The following is a 25370-nucleotide window of genomic DNA, read 5'->3' as shown; positions in this document are numbered from 1 at the left end:
CGATAGATATAAACGCAATAAAATATAGGGAATGAAAAAATCAATATTTGCCATATTGCTTTGTCTGTTTATTGGCAGCTTAATGGCACAAACCAATAAAATTCCATTGAGTCATACCGATTATGATAGTTGGAAAAATCTTAAAAACCAACAAATTTCCGATAATGGAAAATGGATTTCGTATGAAGTAAATCCACAAAAAGGGGATGGTTACCTTTATTTATATCAGGTTAGTTCAGGGAAGTTGGATTCTGTTTCCAGAGCCTACAAAGCCGTATTCTCGCCAGGTAGTGATGTGTTAAGTTTTAACATTAAAGCGCAGTTCGATACGATTCGTAAAGCAAAGGTAAAAAAGCTTGAAAAAAAGGATTTACCAAAAGATTCGTTGGGAATATGGAATTTACAGGAGAACAGTATTCGTAAGTTTGCGGAATTGGAGTCGTTTAAATTGCCAAAAGAGAAAGGCGATTGGATGGCTTTTTTATTGAAAATGCCAAAGGAGATAAAAGATACTTTGATAGTAGATTCTCTCGAATTATCGAAAGAAAAATCGAAAAAGAAAAAAGGCAAGAAGGATAAAATTGAAACTGGAGAACTTGTTATTTTCGATTTTTTAACTGGAAAAGAATATCGATATAAAGATGTTTCTGATTATGCTTTAGCAGAAAATGGAAATGCAGTTTCCTTTATTCAAATGGAAGGCGATAGCATTAAAACCTCGAAAGTGAATTGGTTTACTGCTAAAAACGAGCAGGTAAAAACTGTTTTTGAAAAAGTGGGAGAAGCTAAGAAAGCATCAATTGCACCCAATGGCGATCAACTTTCATTTTTGTTTTCTGCCGACACACTTAAGAATAAAACTTTTGCTCTGTACTATCAAAATGAAAAATTAGAACAGCCTAAAATTATTGTTGATACGCTAAGTAAGGAGATTCAAAAAGCGTGGACAGTGAGTGAAAATGGGGAAATTTATTTTTCGAAGAATGGTGAAAAATTGTTTTTCGGACTTGCTCCGCGACCAGTTAATGAGCCAAAGGATACTTTGTTGGAGGATGAAAAATACCATGTGGATGTCTGGAACTGGAAAGATCCTTTGTTGCAGCCACAACAAAAAGTACAGGCCGAAAAAGAGAAGAAAAGAACTTGGTTGGCTGTTTATAATTCGGGAAACGATATGCTTTTGCAGTTGGGCGATGAGAATTTACCCGAAGTAAAACTTTACGACAATGGAAATTCAACATTGGCACTTGGTTCCTCGAGTTTGCCATATCAGCAGTTAATCTCTTGGGATGATTGGTATTCAGACTATTATGTAGTGAACACCAAGTCGGGAAAGAAGGATTTATTATTGGAGAAGAAAAATTCACGAGTAACTATTTCACCTGCTCAAAAATACCTGGTTTGGTTCGAAACTCAGGATAGTATTTGGTATTCTTTCCAAATTGAAAGTCGTGAAACAGTAGCCTTAACCAAAAAAATTAAAGCGAATTTTTACGATGAAATTCACGACACACCAAGCGATCCAAGTCCATACGGAATTGTTGGATGGACAAATGGAGACAAGGAAGTAATTATTAGTGATCGATATGACTTTTGGAAATTAGATCCAGCAGGAATAAGAGGGGCTGAAAATTTAACCAATAGTTTTGGTCGAAGAAATAAAATTCGATTTGATTACGTGAAGCTGGATGAGGAAGAATTATTTATTGATTTGAGAAAGCCAATTATACTAAGTGCATTTCACGAGTTCAATAAAAAATCAGGATTCTATACATTAGAACAAGATGAAGAACCCAACCAAATAATATTCGAGGATGCGAATTTTAGTACTCCAGTAAAAGCAAAAAAAGCGAATCAATTAATTTGGACGCGATCTACTTTTAAAGAATATCCAAACTTGTGGGTTAGTGATTTAAAATTGAAGGATTATAAACAGGTTTCGGATGCAAATCCACAGCAAAAAAAATACTTATGGGGAGATGTTGAGCTGGTAAAATGGATTTCGGGTGATGGAGAAGAGTTGCAGGGTTTACTTTACAAACCTGAAAATTTCGATCCAAAAAAGAAATATCCAATGTTCGTTTATTTTTACGAGAGAAGTTCAGATGAATTGCATCGTCATCATGTACCACAACCCAATTGGTCTATTATTAATCCAAGTTATTGCGTGAGTAATGATTACCTTATTTTTATGCCGGATATTACCTACCATAAAGTTGGCTATCCGGGCGAAAGTGCTTACAGTTCTATTGTTACCGGAACATTAAGTATGATCGATCGTTATTCGTTCATCGATAAGGAGAATATTGGATTACAAGGACAAAGTTGGGGTGGATATCAGATTGCTTATTTGGTAACGAGAACCAATTTATTTAAATGTGCAATGGCTGGAGCTCCAGTTTCGAATATGACATCGGCTTATGGTGGAATTCGTTGGGGAACAGGAATGAGTAGAATGTTTCAGTACGAACATACTCAAAGCAGAATAGGAGGAACTCTTTGGAACAGTACTTTGCAGTACATTGAAAATTCACCAATATTCTATGCGCCAAAAATCGAAACTCCTTTACTGATGATGCACAACGATCAGGATGGAGCGGTGCCTTGGTATCAGGGAATTGAATTGTTTGTGGCAATGCGTCGTTTGCAAAAGCCTTGTTGGATGCTTTCTTACAACAACGAAGATCATAATTTAAAAAAGCGACCTAACAGAATGGATTTATCCATCCGAACCATGCAGTTTTTTGATTTTTATTTAAAGGGAAAACCTGCTCCAGAATGGATGATTGATGGGATTCCTGCTGTTAAAAAAGGAATTGTTGATGGTTACGATCTTAAGAAATAGATAATCAAATACTTTATTTTAAAATGCGTTCTGAAAAGAGCGCATTTTTTTTTGTTATAAGAGGCTGTTTAAAATATTCTGTCAGTATTATAACAAGTTAAGTGAGCATCTTATTTTTTATTAACTGAAATAAGGAAAGATAAAAAAGAGAAATTGGCTTGAAAAAATACTTGTTATGATGTGCGGTTTTTAGGTGTTGATTGGTAAATTAACATCAAAATAAGTTCTATAAAATGTTTCTTGTCAGCTATATCTTTGTTAAAAAAGATGCACCGTAACTTGGCTATGCTTTACTTTTTTGCCTCGTTACAGCTAAAAATTAATTCATTTTTAATGAAAGTCTATTTTCAAATGAAATTGGTATTGCATTAATTAATGGGTATTTCTGGCTAATTAAATTCGAGCTATTTCAATCTATGTTATGTTTATAATTATTGTTTGTTTTAAAGTGATTTAGTTATCTAAATAGTAGCTTCGCACATCAAGTTAGTTGAAGTTTGTATGTGTCGTTAATATTCTTACAGGCTTATAGTTTAGTTGGTTAATGTTGGTGCGCAAAGGTTTATTTATCGATTTATTAGAAATAATTAAATTAGCTATTGACTTTTAGGATATATCATGTTAAATTAGATAGTGCGTAATGAATATTGTTATAATAGTTAATAATATAATGGTGTTGAATTACAAGTGGAGTCTTGAAACACTTTAAAAACAGGGCGGCACTGAAAAGCCATACGAGTAGGGTAATCAAAAAAACAAGTTTATGAATACTGATGTTAAAGACATGATTAGAGTAAAAGATATCGTGATTTCAAAAGAGATTCTTAGTTTGTTTAAAGGTTCGATAAGAATCGTAGATCGATTACATCCGGCAGGGATGTGGCCTGTAGATATACTCAAGCTTAAAGAGTTACGCGAAAGAATACCTGAGTTAATGAAAGATAAAGACATTATGAAAAGGTATGATGTTGCGATTGTTTATAAAGATAAAATTCTGCAGGAGAAATCTGTTTTGAAAAAAGAGCGAGGTTCATCAATTAGAGTTAAAAGGAATGAATCTGTAAATGTAGACCTTGTTGGTGCTTCAGGAGTAAAGATTAAAAAGGATTTTTCAAAATTAGGATTAGTTTCTGTCGAAGGACGTATTATTAGTCGAATTCCTCTGTGTGGGCTACTAATTCCTTGGAGATGGCTTAAAAATGCTAAGATTGATTATAGAAAGTTTGATATGATCCTTACTCCGAAAGTATGATATTTTATTAGTTTGAAACTTACAGGAAAGTTTGCTTGTTGATACATCTATTCGATAAGCAAACTTATTTTTACCTTATAACCAAGTATAGTAATGACTAAAAATCAAATGGAAGAAGTTCCTTTTTTGAGTAACGTGGGAATAATGCTTACCTATAAGTGTACAATCGCATGTAAGCATTGTATTGTAAAAGCAGGGCCAAATAGAAAAGAAGAAATGACTTTAGAGTCTGCGTATGCTTGGCTTGATCAAATAAAGGCTTATCGAGATGGTTTTGTTTGTGGTATTTCTTTAACGGGAGGAGAACCTTTTTACAATCTTCAGCATTTAATAAAAGTAGCTGATTACTCACATAAACTTGGTTTTATTACGACTGTGGTGAGTAACGCATATTGGGCAACATCCAAGCAGGAAGCTCTTCGAATAATGAGTTTGTGTGAGTCTATTCAGATGATTTCTATCAGTACTGATTCATCTCATCAGCAATTTATTCCCATAGAATATGTCCGAAATGCGATATGGGCAGCAAAAAAATTGAATAAAATATATAATGTTGCTGTAGCTACCGAAAGTGAAACTTCTCCTGAGTATTTGAATATAATTGATGATGTATTAGAGTTTGTAGATAGGGAGTTTATTAATACTTCAATTATATTACCGGTTGGTAGAGCCGAGAAACAAATTGATTCCAGTCTTTTTAATTATTCTTCATCTCCTGCTGTAAGTGCATGCCCAATGGCAAGTTTTCCAATTATTTTTCCTAATGGAAATGTTATTGCTTGTATAGGACCTCCTATAACTTTGCCCGAAACGAATCCTTTATATTTGGGAAATTTAAATAAGGAGAGTATTGCTACTATTTTCAATAGGGCCGAAATGAATTATATTCTTCATGCAATTCGCACATTTGGTCCTAAAGTGTTAGTTAAATTACTTAAAGATAATGGTTACGAGAGACTTTTACCCGATCGGTATATTGAAGATGCTATTTGTGATGTATGCTTTAAGCTTTTTTCGAATAAAGAAACTTGTGATGTGCTTCATAAACTGATTGATAAGGATGCAAAGTTTAGAATACAAGTAGAATATGGAAGGTTATATCATATGAATGAAGCGGAAATGATTAAAGAGTAGCAATTGTCCTAAAAAAAGATAAATTATTTGGCTTTATTAGAAACTATTTTGTTCCCTTAACGAGTTTGTTTATACTGAGAAATGGATGAAAGTATCCTCATGGTTTTAATGATTCTGTATATTTACGGTATTAAATTGTATTTAAATATACTTCTTGCAGACATCCATTTTTCTTTTATAGATTTTGCTAAACTTAGCTCGATTTTAATAATCGGATTAGTTTTGTTGATCAATTTCGAGTCATATTCAAAAAAAACACCTCGATTCCGGATGGAAACGAGGCGTTCGAATTAGTGTTTGTAAGTGTGTTGTGTGTGTTTGTTGTTGTTTTTACTTCGGTGATTAACCTATATTTTCAAGTTCTACTTGTTTTTTTTTGTATTGCTGTTTCAGTTTTTCAATCATGGTGCGAGTCATTGTTTCCAAATCATATTCAGGTTTCCAAGCCCAATCCGCTTTAGCCTTCGAGTCATCAATAGAGTTTGGCCATTTAGAAGCAATATCTTGTCTGAAATCTGCTTCGTATTTAATACTGAAATCAGGATATATTTTTTGAATGGAACGAGCTACCTCTGCCGGAGAAAAACTAACACCAGCAAGATTGTAGGAGGTTCTAATCTTGATTGATTCTTTAGGAGCATCCATTAATTCAATAGTGGCACGAATGGCATCCTCCATAAATATCATAGGTAGTTCACAATCCGCATTCAAAAAGCAGGTAAATTCTTCATTTAGCACTGCTTTGTGATAAATATCAACAGCATAATCGGTTGTGCCACCACCTGGTAACGATTGGTAACCAATAATTCCAGGATAACGAAGCGATCTAACATCTAATCCGTAACGCAAAAAGTAGTATTGTGCCCAGTTTTCGCCAGATGATTTACTAATTCCATAAACCGTAGCGGGATTCAAAAATGCATCTTGTGGTGTGTTATTCATTGCTGCAGCGTCGCCGAATACAGCAATGGAACTTGGGTAAAATACCTTATCCAGATTATTTAAACGAGCTACCTCCAATACATTAAAAAGGGTTTTCATATTGATATCCCAAGTAGCCAATGGAGCTTGTTCGCCTTTAGCAGATAAAATAGCTGCCAGATGATAAATTTGGTTGACTCCGTATTTGCTTACCACAGATTGAATTTGTTCAAAATCCGTAGCATCAATTACTTCAAAAACACCTTCAAAATTAGGATCTTTTCGCAAATCAGAGGCAACTACAAAACTAACTCCAAATTTTTCCTGAAGAGTTTTTGTAAGCACAGAACCAATTTGTCCGTTTGCTCCAATAATTAAAATTACATCCTTTTTCATTTGATCTTTTCGAATTGGTTTTTTTAAGGTTCAACCGTATTATTTTCTAGCAAAGTAAATGGCTTTCCGTATTATTTCATATATTTCTAAAATATTTAAGTAATAATTCCTGCATTTTTAAAGGATGACCGTATTTTTTACTTGTTAGGATTATGCAAACGTTATAAATGGAGTAATTTTTTCTGATATGGAGAATATAGATCAAACAGATAAAACAATTTTGAGGATACTTCAGAACGACTCAAAGAAGACTGCGAAGGAGATTGCGAGCATGTTGAGCCTTACGGTTTCGCCCGTTTACGAAAGAATTAGAAGGTTGGAGAACCAAGGATTTATTAAAAAGTATGTTGCTATTCTAGATAAAACTAGAATTGGAAGATCTGTCACCGCCATGTGTCAGGTTTCCATGCGATATCACAACGAGGCATTTATTGATGAATTTGAAGAGCAGATACAGAATTTGCAAGAAGTACAGGAATGTTATCATGTGGCTGGTCAAGTTGATTTTATTCTTAAAATTCACGTTCAAAGTCTGGAAGAATATCATGAATTTGTTCGGTATAAGCTGTCGAAAATTAAAAATATTGGAGTGCTGAACAGTACTTTTGTGATAAAAGAAATTAAGCAAACATCTGAGTATTACATACGATAAGTATTTTTGTGATGAAATAATTTATTTCTGTTTCTACTTAAAATCTTGCAAGGGTTTTGTAACTTGTAATAGGTTATTTTTAAATGGTGTTGTAACATCTCAAGTTTATGTCTAATAACAATCAATATATGTCATTTGATAAATTCGAAAGGAAACTTTCTGAATATAAGGAGCGAATTGTTGAGTTAGAAAATTTGCTTGAGAAAGTAAAGGAAGAGAGAGATAAACTTACGCAAAATCAGGAACGCAAAGATGGTATTGACAGAGCGGATGTCCTTTTTAATACTACCAATCAAGGAATTATTATTCGAAATAAGATTGGGAAAATAGTTTATGTGAATCCGTCTGCTTCTAGAATTTTAGGTGTCGACAAAGAATTTTTATTGCATACAGAAAGTTTTGAACCACAGCTAAAAAATATCTTGCCAGATGGCACTTTGATGACCAAAGAATTTCATCCAGCACATATTGCACTAACAACGGGAAAAGAAGTAACTAACGCTATTATTGGTATATATAACCCCGAAAAACAGGCTGTTGTTTGGGTTTCTATCACCTCTACACCTCTTTTGAATAAAAATACAGGAGGAATAGAACAGGTTTTCACAATATTCGAGGAAATCACCGAAAGGTTAGTAGCCGAAAAACGCTTAAAAGAGAGCGAAGCAAAAGCAAATGCCTTACTGGAAACCATTCCCGATTTAATTTTAAGAATATCAAAAAGTGGTAAGGTGATTGATCTTCACGGGGAGGAGGAAGGCCTGTTTTTATTGGAAGAATCAGTAGTTGGTTTGGATATCCGTAAAGTATTTGAAGCGAGTTTAACGCAAGAGTTCGTTCGAGCTATGACAGAAGCTTCAGAATCTAGAAGAGTACAGGTTTTTGATTATCGACAACGAATAGAGAATCGAGGAGTTTGTTATTTCGAATTCAGAATTAGTAATAGTGGTGAAAGTGAAACTACTGCTATTGTTAGGAATGTAACGGCGCAAAAAAGATTGCATCGTAAATCCATAGAGGCAACTAGGAGATTATCTACATTAATGGGAAACCTTACCGGCATGGTATATCGTTGTTTAGCTGATGAATCCTGGACTATGCTGTATGTTAGTCAGGGTGTTTTGAGTTTAACAGGTCATACACCCGAAGAATTAAATTATAATTCCACTATTGCCTATAATGATTTGATACATCCCGATGACAGAAGCTATGTAGATGAGGTGGTAAAAGAAGGCAGTGAAAGGAATGAACGATTTACTATCGAGTATCGAATTAATAGTAAGGATGGAAAGCTTAAATGGGTTTTTGAACAAGGAATTACCATTAAAGATCAGAAAAACAGACCGTTATTTATAGAAGGATATATTACTGATGTTACCGAAAGTAAGATTGTTGAGAATAATTTAAAACAGAGTGAGAATAAGTTTCGTATTCTTTTTAATTCTTTAAATGATGCGGTTTTTGTACATCCTTGGGATGAGTCTGGTTTTCAGAAATTTGTTGAGGTGAATGATGCTGCTATACAGCGATATGGATATACTCGTGAAGAATTTGTTAAGTTAAAACCCGCAGATTTAAGTTGGAGTAATAAATTTCATGTAAAGGAGCAAAATACCATTCGAGAAACACTTCGGGAAAAAGGACAGGTTTCTTTTGAAACCAAGCAAAGAACGAAGTCGGGTAAAGTAATTCCCGTTGTAATTAGTGCTAATTTAATTGAGTTAAATGGTGCTAAATTCATACAGTCCATTGTTCGTGATGTTAGCTATCGGAAACTATCAGAAGCTAGATTGAAGCATAAAACCGAAATGGAAAAATTGCTGATAGATATTTCAGGCGACTTTATAGGCTCCTCATTAAGTGAAGTTGATCAGCTAATATATAAAGCATTAAAGAATATTAGTGAATTTACAAATACAGACAGAAGTTACGTGTTTTTGCTTGATGAAAAGCGTGTGTTCTTGAATAATACACACGAATGGTGTCGAGAAGGTATTGTTTCTAAGAAAGAGGTCTCGCAGAATTTACCTGTTCAGGATTTTTATTGGTGGATCGAGAAGTTTAAACAACGAGAACATGTTTATTTATCTTCCTCTGAACTTTTATCAAAAGCTGTTCAGAAAACGTTTGCAAATCTGCATTCCGACCTAAAATCACTATTGGTTCTTCCGATTGTGTCTCATGAGTTTTTAGTTGGTTTTGTTGGTTTCGATTCTATTTTGGTAGAGAATGAATGGGATGCCGAAGACATAGGTTTACTTTATGCGTTTGCCAATGTTTTGGCAGGAGTACTTCACCGGAAAAATTTTGAGCAGAAGTTAATATTTGCAAAAGAAAAGGCCGAAGAAAGTGATCAATTAAAATCAACCTTTCTAGCATCGATGTCGCACGAATTAAGAACCCCATTAAATGCAATTATTGGATTTAGTGGTTTGGTAAATTCCGATGCTTCGATAGATAAAATTGTGAAATGGAATGAAATTATTAGATCGAGTGGAAAGCATTTATTGGAGATAATTGAAGCGATATTTGACGTTTCGCTTCTGCAGGCTAAGGAAGCAAAAGTTCGAAAAGAGGAGTTTTCTTTATCCGAACTATTTTTAACCTTGCAGCAATATGTGAAATCGGAACTCGTGAAAAGTAAGAAATCAAAATTAACTACTCACTTAAAGTGTACTCCAGATAAAGATTTCTACTTAAACTCGGATAAAACAAAACTGATACAACTACTTACTAATCTTTTAAATAATGCAATAAAATATACGCAGTCGGGAAATATTACGTATGGTTACCGGGTAGAAGGTGCGGATATTACTTTTTACGTATCCGATACTGGAATTGGTATTTTGCCAGAGCATAGGAAAGTTATTTTTGACATTTTTAGACAGATTGAAGAGCCTAGTTTAGGAATGCAGTCGGGTGTTGGTTTAGGATTGGCAATATGTAAGGAGATTTCGAATTTATTGAATGGTGAATTATGGCTTACCTCGGAAAAAGATAAAGGCACCGATTTTTATTTCTGTTTAAAAAATGTGGTTCATTCAAAATCAAAAAACGGCGAGGCTGTAACTACAGAAATATCTGCTCCTTCCTTAAAAAATGAAACCATTTTGGTCGTGGAGGATATCGAATTTAATTATTTGCTGATAAATGAAATTTTGGCTCCTACTTCGGCAAAAGTTATTTGGGCGAAAAATGGAAGGGAAGCTTTGCAAATGGTGGCGAACAAAATGGATATTGATTTAATATTAATGGACGTGAAAATGCCAGTTTTGGATGGCTATAAAGCTTCGGTGCAAATATTAAAACTAAATCCTAATATCCCAATTATTGCACAAACGGCATATGCATTAAAGCAAGATCAGAAGAAAGTAACAGAACTTGGGTTTAAAGGGTATATTTCAAAACCAATCGATAAAGAGGCTTTGTATAAGTTACTTTGGAAATTTCTACAACCCAATTTAATGCCAAAAGATTAATGAGATAATAGTAAAAAACTTTGCTCATGCGATTGAAACTACTTTGCAATAAATCTGATTTTTGATAAATGACAAGCTGTGTTTTAGGAGGCAACGATTTGCCAAATAGCAGAAATTTGTATAGTAATTAATAATCAAATTTTGAGTTTTCATTAATTTTAGACAGATTTGTTTTGTATTAAATTTAATTTTTGTTGTGAAATATTTCTCTTTTTACTCATTATGGATACTTCTATTTTTAGGAGCATGTTCTTCAAATAAATTTGGGCGGAATAAAGCTTTAGTTGATTCAATTTCAATCGTTTATCAGCCTATTCTCGTGCAAGACTCATTATCTGTTAAGGTGAATGAGCAATCGGGATTAATGTGGTACAAGAATTTATTTTGGGTGAATAACGATAGCGATTGTGAGCCAATTCTTTATGGCTACAATAGAAGTGGACGAATTGAAAAGGAAATTGAAATTACGAATGCTAAAAATATAGATTGGGAGGATTTGGCTTCAGATCAAGAGTACATTTATATTGGTGATTTTGGAAATAATTTTGGTTCTCGTAAAGATTTGAGAGTACTAAAACTTGAAAAAAAGGAGGTGGGGAATTCGAACCTGTCGAAAGTGAATGTAGATGTAATTGGTTTAGAATGGGCCGATCAAAAGGATTTTACCATGCGCTTGCAAAAACAAGATTTCGACTGCGAAGCTTTTTTGTCTTATGGCGATTCTCTATATTTTTTCACTAAAAATTGGGCGAACTATCAAACCAGAATGTATTCATCATCTAAAAAAACAGAATATCAAATATTAAGTTCGAAATCCGAATTTGATGTGGATATGCTAGTAACTGGAGCTGCTATTAGCTCCGATGGAAAAGTGTTAGCATTGGTTGGTTATAAAAATTATCTTACCTATTTGGTACTATTTTATGATTTCGAAGGAACGAATTTTTTCGAAGGAAAAAGTCTTCGAATCGACCTGAGTCCTTTAGGAGCAGCACAAACCGAAGGTATTGTATTTGCTGAAAACGACTCGCTATATATATCGACAGAAGAAAGTAAATTGCCACAATCTATTTTTAAGATAGAATGGGAGAAATGGATCAAAAAGTAAGGTAGCTCTACAATAATGGTGTAGTTGGAATTCTAAAGATTGCTTTTGTTCCCTTGTTTATTTCACTCTCTACTCGAAGTTCACCGTGGTTTTTCTCAATGAATTCTTTACAAAGTAGTAATCCTAATCCAGTACCTTTTTCGTTATTAGTTCCCTTTGTCGAAATGCTTTCATCAATCTTGAAAAGCTTCTCAATTCTAGATTCAGGAATTCCAATTCCGCTATCGATAATTTGGATTTCTGCAAAATTATTAATTAGTTTTGCCTTGATGCCAATGGTGCCATTCTCGGGGGTAAATTTAATTGCATTATTAAATAAGTTCGAAATCACACATTGTAAGGTAAACGAATCTGAATAAACGAAAATGTCTATTGAAATCTTTAGGTCGACATTAATTTTTTTTAATGTTGCACCAGCTAAATAAGCTTCTATTGCTTCGGTAGTTATTTGGAGTAAATTGTATTTCTGAATATTAACTGTTATTCTATTTTGCTGAGATTTTGCCCAAAGTAATAAGTTATTTAATAGTTTAAAGGAGTTATTCGCTGACATATCCATTTCATTTATGAAATCAATTTGTTCCTCTTTTGTAAAGTTATTATAATCAGTCTTAAGTAAATCCAGATAACCTAGTATGGTTGATAAAGGGCTTCTTAAGTCGTGAGCAATTATAGAAAAGAATTTATCTTTAGTATAAATGATTCTATTTAATTCAGTATTTTTTGAATTGATAATGGAAAAATATTTTCTAGAAGTTCGGTGGTAAAATATAATACCAGTATATCCTAATAATAGGATAAGAAAATGTATAATTCCCAATGATAATTTTTGTTTGTTAACACCATTTGTATACAAATCGGCTGGAAATGAAATACTGATTCCTCCACGAATATCACCTTCTTTATAACCTTGATGTTTATGGCATTCTAAACAGGATTTTTGAGTACTTAATGGTGCCATATACATGTACTTACTCGAGGAGCCATTTTTATAAAGCTGAAGAGTTTCTTTTAATCCATATTCAAATTCACGAAGAGCTTCTTGTTCTATTTCACTTGCTTTATTTTCTGGACGAATTGGTTTTAAGCTAGTAATATGAAATTGTAGGTTATAGTTATTTTTGTTTAGTTCGGCAATTTGTCGAGTCATGTAGGATGGATTTATCTTTGTTAAGCGAATTCCATTCGTACTTGTAATGTTTTTTAAAGAATCTTTTAAGTGCGGATTTGGTTGAGTTTTATCGGTAATGGGAACGTAAATTCCATTGTGTTCCGAATTCCATGATCGAGTAATTAATATTTGATCGAAAAAAGATCTTGATTTATTTAAAACAACCATTTCATTGTTGGAGTCAACAAGATAATAATTCCAAGAAAAGGATGCACCAATCAGAAATGACCATACGAGAAGTAAAGAGATAAGGTGTTTTCTTTTCATATTTCTAGTGTTTTCGGGGAATAAGATATGAATTATTACCTAAGACTTAATGGATGAAATGTAATTTGTCTCAATTCTGAATAATAGATTGTACAAACTAAAAAAAAATAGGATAGTTGAATTTTCATTTAAGAATAAGTTGAGCTGTACTAAATTTTTATACTCAAAGCTGTTTTTCTTTAATGAGAAAAGTGTATTAAGTTATTCTAAACAAGAATCATTTTAAATAATCTTTCCATTTGATTTTGAAATCCTTAAAAAGCGTGTAATTTTGCAAGCCAGTTTGCTGAACAGCCAAAATTTAGGTTTTTAATTGGTTAAGAAGAACGATTTGAAAGACAAGTACAAAGAAATATTCGATAAAGGAACAGATTTACCTCTAGTTGAGGATTTCTATACCATACAGGGCGAAGGCTACCACACGGGTAAGCCAGCGTACTTCATACGTATTGGTGGTTGTGATATAGGTTGCCAATGGTGCGATAGTAAAATTTCATGGAATCCAGCAGAGCATCGCTTAATTTCGGTGGAGGAAGTGGTTCGAAAAGCTGTTGAATCGCCAGCTAAAGCCGTTGTTGTTACAGGAGGAGAGCCTTCTTTGTATAATCTAGAACCATTGTGTACTGAATTAAAGAAGCACAATATCGAGAACTTTCTGGAAACCTCGGGAGCTTACGAAATAACTGGAGAGTGGGATTGGATTTGTTTATCGCCAAAGCGTAATAAATTGCCAGTACCTTCATCGTATCAGAAAGCAAACGAGTTAAAGGTGATTATCTACGATCTAGAAAAAGATTTAGAATGGGCCGAGGAGTTGTCGAAAAATGTAGGTGATGATTGTTTGTTGTACCTTCAATCGGAATGGAGTCGCTATGTTCACAACATAAAACCGGTTGTTGAGTATGTAAAGAACAATCCAAAATGGAACATCTCTTTACAGGCACATAAGTTCATGCGAATTCCATAACGGAAAATGATATAAAATACAAAAGCTGAATCTTTTACAGATTCAGCTTTTTTTAGAATAAAAAAAAGACACTCAGAAAATTCTGAATGCCTCATTTTTGCTCCTTAAAAAGCAAATTAGGTTAGTGATTGGGTTAGAAGCTTACTCCAAATACCAGGAATAAGTTTTCTGCCATGGGGTTAGCAATAACAGAAGCTGAAACTGGTAAAGAGAATTTTTCGGTAATGGCAATTTCTTTTGAGGCGGTAAATCCCATATTTACAAATCCAGCAGTATCGCCGTAAAAGCCCGATTCGCCTTTGTCTTCATCGGCATCAATTGGGGTAAAGCCAGCAAATAAGTCAATAGCTACATTGTTGTAGGTGAAACCATATCCTAATTCAATATAAAGTGAATTTTGTTGATCTCCATCTGCATCCTGATCAGCACCCCAGAAATTCATGGCAGCCAAAATACTTATTGGAAATCCGTCACTCCCATTAAAAGCCAAAGTGGCTTCCATGATATGTCCGGTGGATGCTTTTTTGTAATCAAAATAGCTGTTGTTTACAGCAATTCCATCAGTAGGGAAAAAATAATCAGTAACAGTAGCAGTAAATAAATCATCTGCGAAAGTGTAGGATGCATATAAATCTGCTTCGGCACCATCAGAACCATCTTGCGCATACGATCCCCATGCTCCAATGGCAAATCCACCATTGCTGTATTCAACACCTGGTTGTATTACCGGTCCCGTAGAAAATTGAGTTCCTCTCCAAACATATCTGTTCATAAGGTCGGCACCAAACGAAATTTCTCCTTTGCTTGAATCCTCTTGTGCAAACAGGCTACCTGTTACAGCGAGAGTGCAGATAAGTAACGCGAAAATTTTTCTTGCTTTCAGCATAGTAATCGATTTTAGATTAATAAATGTGGTAAATAGTTAATAGGTATAAAATGTGGTTTTTTTCTTTTTGTAGATTTTGCGAACACACCCCCTTTTTTTAAGGGGGTGATGTTTGCATGAATCAACTAATTTCTATCCTAACCCTAATTGAAACGGGGTCTGACATCAAAAGTATTAAAAAAAATGATAAAAGCAATTAAAATTATGGGGGTGGATGCTTAAAAAAGTGATTTTTTTCGATGCAAAGGTTTTAAATGAGGGGGGTGTATTTTTTTTTTTCTTGTTTTTTTAGTGAAAAAGTCCTTTATAAATGAACTTGTTGGAGAGTGTTAGTAATCTTTACTCAGTATAAATTATAATGATTACCGGATATTTTTCATTGTGTTTTCGTAAAAATCAGGATATTCGTACGGTAAATTACATTCAATAAATAGAAACAATGGAAAAATCGATTAAAGGAACTGAAACGGAAAAGAATCTATTGAAGTCATTCGCAGGTGAGTCTCAAGCAAGAGCAAGATATACTTACTTTGCAAAACAGGCTAAGAAAGAAGGGTATGAGCAAATTGCAGGTATATTTATTGAGACTGCAGAGCAGGAGATGCAACATGCAAAGAGATTTTTTAAATTTTTAGAGGGTGGTGATGTTGAGATTACAGCTGCTTTTCCTGCTGGAAAAATCGGAACTACAATTGAAAATTTAAAAGCTGCTGCAAGTGGTGAAAATGAGGAGTATACTGAATTGTATCCTGAATTTGCTCGCATTGCTGAAGAGGAAGGTTTTAAGAAAGTAGCAAGTGCATTTAAATTAATTGCTAAGGTAGAGAAACTACATGAGCAAAGATATTTGAAGTTGCTAAGTAATTTAGAAGAAGAAAAAGTGTTTGTTTCTGAAGAGAAAGAAGAATGGTATTGCAGAAATTGTGGTTATGTTCATGAAGGAACAAAGGCTCCAAATATGTGTCCAGCTTGCGAACATCCTCAAGCATATTTCGAAAAGAAATCAACTAACTATTAATAAGTAGTTGGTACAAAAAAAGAGCTTCCTTTCCGAAGCTCTTTTTTAAATTTATTCTTTCAATAAATCGGGACGTAAGCGTTTTGTTCTTTCGTAGGCTTGCTCTTCCTGCCATTTTTCAATTTTTTTATGATCCCCCGAAAGTAGAATGTCTGGAACCCTCCAGCCTCTGAATTCCGCCGGACGAGTATAAAGAGGTGGTGAGAGAAGATCATCCTGAAAGGAATCGGTAAGAGCAGAAGTTTCGTCGCCCATCGCGCCAGGAATTAGTCGAATAACGCTATCTGCAATAATAGCAGCGGCCAATTCTCCTCCCGTTAAAACAAAATCACCAATCGAAATTTCTTTCGTAATAAAATGATCACGAATTCGTTGGTCTATTCCTTTGTAGTGCCCGCAAAGAATCATGATGTTTTCTTTTATCGATAAGGTATTTGCTGTTTTCTGATCGTATTGATCTCCATCGGGAGTAGTAAATATGATTTCGTCGTAGGTTCTCTCAGATGTTAAAAATTCAATTACCTTCACAATTGGCTCCAATCTCATTACCATTCCAGCTCCACCGCTAAATGCATAATCGTCAACCTTTTTGTGTTTGTCCTCCGAATAATCACGAATATTGTGAATATGGATTTCGGCAATGTTATTATCCTTAGCCCTCTGAATAATAGAGTGGTTGAGCGGACTTTCCAGTAGTTCTGGAACAACAGTAAGTATATCGATTCTCATTTTTAAAATTTTGTGTAAAAGTATGTAACCAAAGCGTGGCTTGCAAGAGAATTTAAAATACGAGTAAGCTAATTCGCACAATGCGACACGTTGTCATTATTCACAATGCTCATTCGGCCAAGTTGTCATTATTACTATTCTCTTTTGCTGTCATTTGTTGGAGAAAAAAGCATTGGTATAAACTTTGGAAATAAGCTGGTGTAAATGAAAATGAATTTTGGGTTCCGGAACCCCCAAAAAAAATTAGTAGTAATAATTTAGATATAAACGTTATGACAATTTTAAAATATTCAAAAGGAGTAAATGATTTTTTTGCAAGTCAATTAATGAATCAATTATATAGAGAAACAAAAGGGAATTTGCAAAATTCAGAGCAAAATGGAGCTTCTTTTTATCCGAAAGCGAATGTGGTTGATGAAAAGGAGAGCTTTGTGATTGAGATGCTTATTCCAGGATTTGCAAAAAGTGATGTGGCTGTTAAGGTAGAGGATGGCTTATTAAAAATTACAGGAAATAAAGAAGCGCAAGCAGATCGAAAGTACCTAAGAAAAGAGTTTGAGTCTATAAGTTTAGAAAGAAGCTTTAAGCTTTCCGATGAAATAGATCAGGAGAATATTGTTGCAGAAGTGCGCGATGGAATCTTGTTGGTGAAACTTGCTAAGGTGAAGGTAGTAGAGCCGAAAGTGAAAGAAATTACCATTTTATAGTTTAGGGTAATTATTGAAAAAAGACGCATTTTGATTGCCGGAAAAAAGGATTGTAAATAGCATTGTAGTTTATGTGCAAGGTTTATTTTACAAATAAAATAAAAATGTTAGATGACTTAATTTGTTGGTTTTATTGGAGAGGTTCATGTATTGCATGAACCTCTTTGTTTTTGAAGTGAAAGAAAAATATTGAAAATCTTTGAGGATTAGCGCATAATTAGTTAAATTCGTAAGGAATGAGCCTTGAATTCCTTTAGAAATAGTATTGTAAACATGGCACTATAGTTATTGAGTTGCTAATTTAATGCAAACTACATGAAAGAAAAAGATCTGTCGAACCTCTCCCGTGAGAATGAATTGAATGAAGATTTAGAAACACCTAAAGTATCAGGTAATTCTCATGAGAATGATGTTGCGGAAAAGAAAGTCGCAACTATTCAGCCAGTAATGGAGACTTCTGAAATTAAAAGTGAAACTTCCGAAATAGTTAAGGAGGACGCGAAGCAGGAGGAGGTACTTCCTGAAGCAGAAGTAGATGAAAGTAAAGATGTTTCTGCGGCAAGTATTGTGCAGGAATCTCCTGATGCGATTTCTGAAGACGAAACCGAAGTCGTAGAACTACAGACAGAGCCTGACTATACGATAATGGAAAAAAGTGAATTGGTGGATCGATTAACTCTCTTGTTGGAGCATAAACCTCCTAAAGGATTTAAGCACCGATTGGATGCAATTAAACTCAATTTCTATAAAAAGCATAACGAAGAAATTGCCGAAGCTAAAAAGAAATTTTTAGCAGCTGAGGGAAAAGAGGAGGACTTTGACTTGGGAAAAGACGAGTTGGAGCAAAAAATGAAAGACTTGTTGCGTACTTATAGGGAAAGCAGGATTGTTCGCACTCGAAACTTGGAAGAGGAAAAGGATGCAAATTTAAAAATTAAGTATCAAATAATTGAGGATATTAAGGATCTGGTAAATCGGAAGGAAGCTTTTGATAAAACCTTTCAAGAGTTTAGAGATTTACAGAAAAAATGGCACGATACAGGAATGGTGCCACAATCAGCACTCAAAGATTTGTGGGACAATTACCATCATCATGTAGAGAATTTTTACGATTATATAAAAATTAATAAAGAGCTTCGCGATCTTGATTTAAAAAAGAATTTGGCAGCTAAAGTTCGACTGTGTGTTGAAACCGAAAAATTATTAGAGGATCCTTCGGTAGTGAAAGCCTTTAATACGTTGCAAAAATATCACGAACAATGGCGAGAAATTGGGCCAGTTCCACGCGAGCAAAAAGAGGAAATATGGGAGCGATTTAAGGAGGCTACCACAACAATCAACCGAAATCATCAGGAATTTTATGAAGGTTTGAAATCGGAGCAAAAAACGAACCTTGAAAAAAAGGAAGTTCTTTGCGGAAAAGTAGAATTAATTGCGAACTCGAATGTGGAATCTCATAAAGATTGGAACGCTAGTTCTAAAGAGATTTTGGATTTACAAAAAGAATGGCGCACCATTGGTTTTGCACCTAAAAAGGATAATAATAAAATTTATCAGCGATTTAGAGCAGCCTGCGATTTATATTTTGATAAAAAACGTAAGTTTTATTTGAAGCTAAAGGATAAGCTAGGCGAGAATCTGGAGAAAAAAATGGAATTGTGTAATCTAGCAGAGGGTTTGCAGGATAGTACCGATTGGAAAGAAACAACAGACAAGCTAATCGCAATTCAAAAAGAATGGAAACAGATTGGACCTGTGCCTCGTAAAGTTTCCGAGGAATTATGGGTTCGTTTTCGAGCCGCCTGCGATAAATTTTTCAGCAATAAATCGGGACATTTCGATCATGTTGATACGGATCATGCCGATAATTTAAAACGGAAAGAGGAGGTAATTGCCAAGGTGCAAGCGTTCCAATTAAGTGGAAATGAAGAAGAGGATTTGTCGGTTCTTCGTGGATTTCAGAAGGAATGGGCGCAAATTGGTCACGTTCCTTTTAAGAAGAAAGATAAAATTCAGGAAGATTTTAGAAGAGTCTTGAATGCTATTTACGACAAAATGGATTTGGAAACAGGAGATAAAGAAGTTCAGAAGTTTCAATCGAAAATTGATAATTTATTGACAATGAATCATTCCGAAGATAAAATTATTATTGAAAGGAATAAGATTGTTGGTAAAATCAAGCAATTGGAGACCGATATAGGACTATGGGAAAACAATGTAGGCTTCTTTTCTTCCTCAAAAACTTCCGACTCTATTGTTCACGAAATCGAAGAGAAAATTAACAAAGGAAAGGAGAGTTTAAAACTTCTTCAGGAAAAGTTAAATGTAATTGATGGATTGGTTCCTTAGAATTAATCCATCATCCAAAATAGCATCCTCCATTTTTTTTAATGGAGGATTTTTGCTTGAATTAGCTTTCGTCCGAAACCACTCAAATCTCTGATTGCTATTAGATATTTAGTTGGTTCTTTACGAAAGAAAAACACTTGTGTTTGCTAGATTTGCAATTAGGAAGAAATCTAAAAAGCCGAATTTACTAAATTTGATCTAGTGAAATAGGGAAATAGTTTCCTTAAAATGCATAAATTAACTACTTTTGCACCTTTAATAATCCATAAAACGTTCAGCAAGTGTCAACAACCAAATACATCTTCGTTACAGGTGGGGTAGCCTCCTCATTAGGAAAAGGAATAATAGCATCATCATTGGCTAAATTATTACAAGCCAGAGGTTATTCTGTTACCAATCAGAAACTGGATCCTTACTTAAATGTAGACCCAGGTACCTTAAACCCTTACGAGCATGGCGAGTGTTACGTAACCGATGATGGAGCTGAAACCGATTTGGATTTGGGACATTATGAGCGTTTTACAAATATTCCTACTTCTCAGGCCAATAATGTTACTACTGGTAGAATTTACCGTAACGTTATTAATAAGGAACGAAAAGGAGATTTTCTAGGAAAAACGGTTCAAATTATTCCTCATATTACCGACGAAATTAAGAGAAACATTAAAATGCTTGGTTCCAAGCATAAATACGATGTGGTAATTACCGAAATTGGTGGTACTGTTGGCGATATTGAATCATTACCATACATTGAAGCTGTTCGTCAGTTGAAGTGGGAGTTAGGCCGCGATGCTATTGTAGTTCACTTAACATTAGTGCCTTATTTAGCGGCTTCGGGCGAACTAAAAACCAAACCAACCCAGCACTCTGTAAAAGCATTACTCGAAACTGGGGTGCAACCCGAAGTTTTAGTATTACGTACCGAGCACGAATTGCCGAATGATGTTCGCAGAAAAGTAGCATTATTCTGTAATGTTGAGCCAAATGCGGTAATCCAATCCATCGATGTGAAAACAATATATGAGGTTCCTTTAAAAATGAGAGAGGAAAAACTCGATGTAATTGTTTGTGAAAAACTTGGTTTAGATCTTAAAAGAGAGCCTAAGTTAATCGAATGGACTAAATTTTTGAATCGTTTACAGAATCCAAAATCAGAAGTTAAGATTGGTTTGGTAGGAAAATATGTTGAGTTACACGATGCGTATAAATCTATTGCGGAGTCGTTTTTACATGCTGGATCGGTAAACGAATGCAAAGTAAATATTCAATGGATTCATTCCGAAAAATTAACGGATAAAAATTATCAGGAAGAATTGAAAGACCTAAAAGGAATTTTAGTTGCTCCTGGTTTTGGACACCGAGGATTGGAAGGAAAGATTCTTGCTACCAAATATGCTCGTGAAAATAATGTTCCCTTCCTTGGGATTTGTTTAGGAATGCAGGTTTCGGTAATTGAATTTGCTCGTAATGTATTAAAGTTAGAGGATGCCGATTCATTAGAAATGAATCCAAAATCGCCTTACCCGGTTATCGACCTAATGGAAGAACAGAAAAACGTAACGGAAAAAGGCGGTACCATGCGTTTGGGAGCTTACGATTGTGTTTTAAAAGATGGTTCGAAAGCTTTGAAGGCATACGGACAAAAAGAAATATCAGAACGTCACCGTCATCGTTACGAGTTTAATAATGAGTTTTTGGAGCAATTCGAAGCTGCCGGAATGAAAGCAACTGGAATGAATCCGGATACCGGTTTGGTGGAAGTGGTTGAGTTGGAAGGGCACAAATGGTTTGTAGGCGTGCAATTTCACCCAGAATATAAAAGTACCGTTATCAAACCACATCCTTTATTTGTAGAGTTTGTGAGAGTGGCAATGGAAGAAAAATAAAAGCCCCCGAGTACTTATGTATTTAAAGGTTCTTTAGCGAATTTCTTTTCAAAAGCATAAGTACTTATTAGTTTAAGAAAATAAGATTAAAAGACATAAAATGGATAGAAATTCGATTTTTGGTTTGTTACTTATTGGAGCGATTTTGATTGGGTATACGTACTTAACAAAACCATCCGAAGAGGAAATCAAAGCCATGAATACCCGAGATTCAATTGCGCGCGTAGATAAATTGCGTAATGAAGAGTTTGAAGCGGCTCGATTGGAAGGCTTGAAGGCTAAATATGCTGAAGTAGAAAAAGATTCGGTAGCAATAAAAGATACCTATGGCGCTTTTGCCGGAGCTGTAAATCAGAAGGAAGAATTAATTACTCTTGAGAACAAATTAGTAAAGCTAACTCTGAATACCCGAGGAGGACGAATTCAAAATGTTCAGTTAAAGAAATTCCAGACACACGATTCTTTACCTCTATTATTATGGGCCGAGAAAAATTCTAAGTTTGGATTATCGTTTTATGCCGAAAACAAGCCAATGAATACTCAGGACTTGTTTTTTGTGGAAGCAAATGGAGCTGACGCTGTTGATGCAACTACTTCCGAAAAAGGAGTGAGCATGCGATTAATGGTTGGTGACGATCAGTATGTGGAATACAAATATACTTTGGCTCCCGATTCTTACATGGTCGATTTTACGGTGAATTTGGTAGGAATGCAGGACGTAATTTCTCGCAACTCGAATTTTGTAACTTTCAATTGGGAAGCTGATATTCCCAGTCAGGAAAAAGGACGTAAGTTCGAAAACCAATACACTGCTTTGCACTATAAATTCTTCGAAGATGCTGTTGATTACCTGAAAGCTTCTGGCGACGATGAGGAAGAGTTGGCTACCAAAGTGAAGTGGATTGGATTTAAGCAACAGTTTTTCTCTTCGGTTTTAATTGCTGGTGATGCATTTAAAGGAGTAAAATTGAAGTCTGTTGAAATGGAGGAAAGTTCACCGATTTTAAAGAATTTTTCCGCCGAAATATCATTACCATATCAAGGAACTCAGTTGGAAAGTCATCCAATGAAATTCTATTTTGGACCCAATAAATTCAATACTTTACGTAAGTATGGTAAAGATCTGGATGGACAGGATATAGAATTGCACAAATTAGTTGATTTAGGTTGGGCTATATTTGGATGGGTAAACAGATATTTCGTGATTCCTATCTTTAACTTCTTAGAAGGTTTTATTTCAAATTACGGGATTATTATCCTGATTTTAACCATCATTATTAAGTTGATTTTGGCACCATTGACCTACAAGTCGTACATGTCAACAGCAAAAATGAAGGTGTTAAAACCTCAGATTGATGCAATTAACGAGAAAATACCGAAAGATAAAGCAATGGAACGCCAACAGGCAACCATGGCACTGTATAAAAAAGCAGGAGTAAACCCAATGGGTGGATGTTTACCAATGTTAGTGCAGTTTCCATTCCTAATTGCACTGTTCCGTTTCTTTCCGGCATCCTTCGAATTGCGTCAGCAAAGTTTCCTTTGGGCAACCGATTTATCCTCATACGATTCAATTCTATCATTACCTTGGGATATTCCATTCTATGGCGATCACGTTAGTTTGTTCTGTTTGTTAATGGCAATTACCAACTTGGTGTATACTCGTATGAATGGTCAAATGACACAATCGTCGCAGCAAATGCCAGGCATGCAAACCATGATGTATTTAATGCCAGTAATGTTCTTGGTATGGTTTAACCAATATGCATCAGGACTTTCTTACTACTACTTTATTGCAACCTTATTTACCATTATTCAAACCGTTGCTATCCGTAAATTTATGGTCGACGACGATAAAGTTTTGGCAATGCTCGAAGCAAATAAGAAAAAGCCTGTGAAGAAATCGAAATTCCAACAACGTTTGGAAGACGCAGCTAAACAAAGAAGCAAAAAATAAAACCCTTTCGGGGATTTACATACAGAAAGAGCTCCAGCAATGGGGCTCTTTTTTTTGCTTTCGCAGTTCCCTCTCCTTCAGGAGAGGGCAAGGGTAAGGTTTTGCAAAACGGCAAGGGAGGTCGGTTTGGAAAGGGAAAATATTTGTAACAAAACAGTGTTTAAAGTATATAATTTAAGCCAAAAACACTTTCGTTGAGAAAACTTTAATTATTATGATTCTAAAAATGCAACAGTTGTGGCATCTTCAGTAAATAAAGGAAAAACAGACTTGTTGAATATAAATTTGTAAAATAGCTGCAATGCTATGATGGAAGGAGTTTAATGGAAAATTTCTAGTATTTAGATAGATTCTTGTTGTTCATTATTAAGGGCATAGCTTAGGGGGAATCGACAATTTAAAATGAACTACAACTTGCCCGTCAAATTGTTAGCTTGCGAAAAAAAATGGTAGGAAGCCTATGCTTCTTATGGTAATATGATTAATTTAGCTAGGTAAAAATGCTTGGGCTTTCAGGCATTCTGGCGAGTGTAATATAATTAAATCTGATCACCGTAATAAATTATAAATATGATTTCACCACTGTTCAGCCACTTGTTAATCCCTTTTATTATTGCAATGTTTTTGGCGATAAATATGGGGGGAAGTGGAACCGCTCCGGCATTTTCTGCTGCTTATGGAGCTAATGTTATTCGAAAAAGTTTAATTCCTGGATTGTTTGGAATAATGGTTTTTTTGGGAGCCATACTTGCAGGTAAAGGAACTGGCACAACTATGGGTAAAGACTTATTTCCTCCCGAAATGATGTCCTTAAGTGTGGTGTCTATTATTCTTTTTTCCGTTGCGATGTCCTTATTAATTGCCAACTTAGCGGGAATACCACAGTCAACAAGTCAATCAACAGTGCTGTCGGTAAGTGCAGTTGCCCTGTATTATAATAATTTAAATACCGATAAATTACTATTCGAAATAGTTCCTACCTGGTTTATTCTGCCAATTCTGTCTTTTTTTATTAGTTTGTTTATAGGAAGATATATTTACCGTCCAATGCGGAAGAAGGGATACACCATGCCAAGAGCTCAAAACGAAAATCTTAAACCGGTATGGAATGCATTATTGGTATTTATGTCCTTATACGTTGCTTTTTCGATTGGAGCCAATAATGTTGCGAATGCGGCTGGTCCCATAGCGGCGATGACTGCCAATGAGTTAAACATATCTATGGATGCTAACTTTACTTTTATCATGATATTATCGACCTTAATTGTGGCTCCTAGTTTCGGAATTGGAAGCTCTATATTTGGGGATAAGATTGTGAAAAATACGGGAAAAGAAATCGTGCTGTTCGGAAAATTCGAAGCGGTAATTATTGCTTTTGTTTCGGCGAGTTTACTACTAACTGCATCCTTAACCAAAGGGATACCTACCTCTTTGGTGCAATTAAATGTAGCTGCTATTTTAGGAATTGGAGTGGCTAAATTAGGACCCAAAAATATTTTTAAAAAGACCCAAGTGCGAAGGTTCTTTGTGATGTGGGTAATAGCCCCAATATTTGCATTTCTGTTAACGCTTTTGTTAATTTTAATCGCCGATAAATATGGTTTTTTATAAAAGAAAACGGCTATTTCCTTTCTACTTTTTACACT

At 34.8% G+C, this 25370-nt stretch carries 17 protein-coding genes; 13 read left to right on the top strand and 4 right to left on the bottom strand.

The genetic code is table 11. From position 1 onward, the window contains the following. Positions 1 to 31 precede the first annotated feature (31 nt). From BZG02_RS10260 to BZG02_RS10250, 3 genes are all read left to right on the top strand, one after another. The gene (locus BZG02_RS10260; protein ID WP_101261340.1) at positions 32 to 2845 is read left to right on the top strand and encodes an alpha/beta hydrolase family protein; all 2814 of its coding nucleotides are present in this window, start codon (positions 32 to 34) and stop codon (positions 2843 to 2845) included. A 763-nt stretch (positions 2846 to 3608) separates the two neighbouring features. Then, on the top strand, positions 3609 to 4097 hold the full coding sequence (locus tag BZG02_RS10255) for a hypothetical protein (RefSeq protein ID WP_101261339.1): 489 nt from the start codon (positions 3609 to 3611) through the stop codon (positions 4095 to 4097). A gap of 93 nt (positions 4098 to 4190) precedes the next feature. Then, entirely contained in the window at positions 4191 to 5231 is a 1041-nt protein-coding gene (locus BZG02_RS10250) for a radical SAM/SPASM domain-containing protein (RefSeq protein WP_101261338.1), read from the top strand. Between the two features lie 342 nt (positions 5232 to 5573). On the opposite strand, the gene BZG02_RS10245 is transcribed toward BZG02_RS10250, so the two are convergent. Continuing rightward, the gene (locus tag BZG02_RS10245) at positions 5574 to 6548 is read right to left on the bottom strand and encodes an NAD-dependent epimerase/dehydratase family protein (protein ID WP_101261337.1); all 975 of its coding nucleotides are present in this window, start codon (positions 6546 to 6548) and stop codon (positions 5574 to 5576) included. Positions 6549 to 6735: 187 nt separating this feature from the next. Between BZG02_RS10245 and BZG02_RS10240 the strand changes: the two genes are divergently transcribed. From BZG02_RS10240 to BZG02_RS10230, 3 genes are all read left to right on the top strand, one after another. Further along, positions 6736 to 7200, top strand: coding sequence for an Lrp/AsnC family transcriptional regulator (locus BZG02_RS10240; protein ID WP_101261336.1), 465 nt, complete (start codon positions 6736 to 6738; stop codon positions 7198 to 7200). Positions 7201 to 7328: 128 nt separating this feature from the next. After that, the gene (locus BZG02_RS10235) at positions 7329 to 10679 is read left to right on the top strand and encodes a PAS domain S-box protein (RefSeq protein WP_180335690.1); all 3351 of its coding nucleotides are present in this window, start codon (positions 7329 to 7331) and stop codon (positions 10677 to 10679) included. 319 nt (positions 10680 to 10998) lie between these two features. Further along, positions 10999 to 11787: a T9SS C-terminal target domain-containing protein gene (locus BZG02_RS10230; RefSeq protein ID WP_143470450.1), complete on the top strand. Its 789-nt coding sequence runs from the start codon at positions 10999 to 11001 to the stop codon at positions 11785 to 11787. A 7-nt stretch (positions 11788 to 11794) separates the two neighbouring features. On the opposite strand, the gene BZG02_RS10225 is transcribed toward BZG02_RS10230, so the two are convergent. After that, complete coding sequence (locus BZG02_RS10225) at positions 11795 to 13225, bottom strand: c-type heme family protein (RefSeq protein ID WP_101261333.1); 1431 nt, start codon at positions 13223 to 13225, stop codon at positions 11795 to 11797. Between the two features lie 313 nt (positions 13226 to 13538). Here BZG02_RS10225 and BZG02_RS10220 point away from each other — a divergent pair, with 313 nt between their 5' ends. Continuing rightward, positions 13539 to 14192, top strand: coding sequence for a 7-carboxy-7-deazaguanine synthase QueE (locus BZG02_RS10220; RefSeq protein WP_218972211.1), 654 nt, complete (start codon positions 13539 to 13541; stop codon positions 14190 to 14192). 133 nt (positions 14193 to 14325) lie between these two features. Here BZG02_RS10220 and BZG02_RS10215 read toward each other — a convergent pair whose 3' ends face one another. Then, the gene (locus BZG02_RS10215) at positions 14326 to 15078 is read right to left on the bottom strand and encodes a TorF family putative porin (RefSeq protein ID WP_101261332.1); all 753 of its coding nucleotides are present in this window, start codon (positions 15076 to 15078) and stop codon (positions 14326 to 14328) included. A gap of 439 nt (positions 15079 to 15517) precedes the next feature. Between BZG02_RS10215 and rbr the strand changes: the two genes are divergently transcribed. After that, positions 15518 to 16096 carry a rubrerythrin gene (rbr, locus tag BZG02_RS10210; protein ID WP_101261331.1) on the top strand — a complete coding sequence of 193 codons (579 nt, stop codon included), beginning with the start codon at positions 15518 to 15520 and terminating at the stop codon, positions 16094 to 16096. A gap of 51 nt (positions 16097 to 16147) precedes the next feature. Here the strand turns inward: rbr and trmD are convergent, their stop codons facing one another. Further along, a complete protein-coding gene (gene trmD / locus BZG02_RS10205; protein WP_101261330.1) occupies positions 16148 to 16825 on the bottom strand; it encodes a tRNA (guanosine(37)-N1)-methyltransferase TrmD in 678 nt (225 codons plus the stop codon). 272 nt (positions 16826 to 17097) lie between these two features. On the opposite strand from trmD, the gene BZG02_RS10200 reads away from it, so the two are divergent. From BZG02_RS10200 to BZG02_RS10180, 5 genes are all read left to right on the top strand, one after another. Further along, complete coding sequence (locus tag BZG02_RS10200) at positions 17098 to 17532, top strand: Hsp20/alpha crystallin family protein (RefSeq protein WP_101261329.1); 435 nt, start codon at positions 17098 to 17100, stop codon at positions 17530 to 17532. A 315-nt stretch (positions 17533 to 17847) separates the two neighbouring features. Then, positions 17848 to 19881, top strand: coding sequence for a DUF349 domain-containing protein (locus BZG02_RS10195; protein WP_101261328.1), 2034 nt, complete (start codon positions 17848 to 17850; stop codon positions 19879 to 19881). A 281-nt stretch (positions 19882 to 20162) separates the two neighbouring features. Further along, positions 20163 to 21767, top strand: a complete 1605-nt coding sequence (locus BZG02_RS10190; RefSeq protein ID WP_101261327.1) for a CTP synthase — start codon at positions 20163 to 20165, stop codon at positions 21765 to 21767. Between the two features lie 100 nt (positions 21768 to 21867). After that, positions 21868 to 23724 carry a membrane protein insertase YidC gene (yidC, locus tag BZG02_RS10185; RefSeq protein WP_101261326.1) on the top strand — a complete coding sequence of 619 codons (1857 nt, stop codon included), beginning with the start codon at positions 21868 to 21870 and terminating at the stop codon, positions 23722 to 23724. 570 nt (positions 23725 to 24294) lie between these two features. Continuing rightward, entirely contained in the window at positions 24295 to 25335 is a 1041-nt protein-coding gene (locus tag BZG02_RS10180; RefSeq protein ID WP_218972210.1) for an inorganic phosphate transporter, read from the top strand. The last annotated feature ends 35 nt before the right edge of the window (positions 25336 to 25370 follow it).

The organism is Labilibaculum filiforme (assembly GCF_002843315.1).
GTDB classification, from domain to species: domain Bacteria; phylum Bacteroidota; class Bacteroidia; order Bacteroidales; family Marinifilaceae; genus Labilibaculum; species Labilibaculum filiforme.
This window is presented reverse-complemented; position numbering and strand designations above follow the sequence as displayed.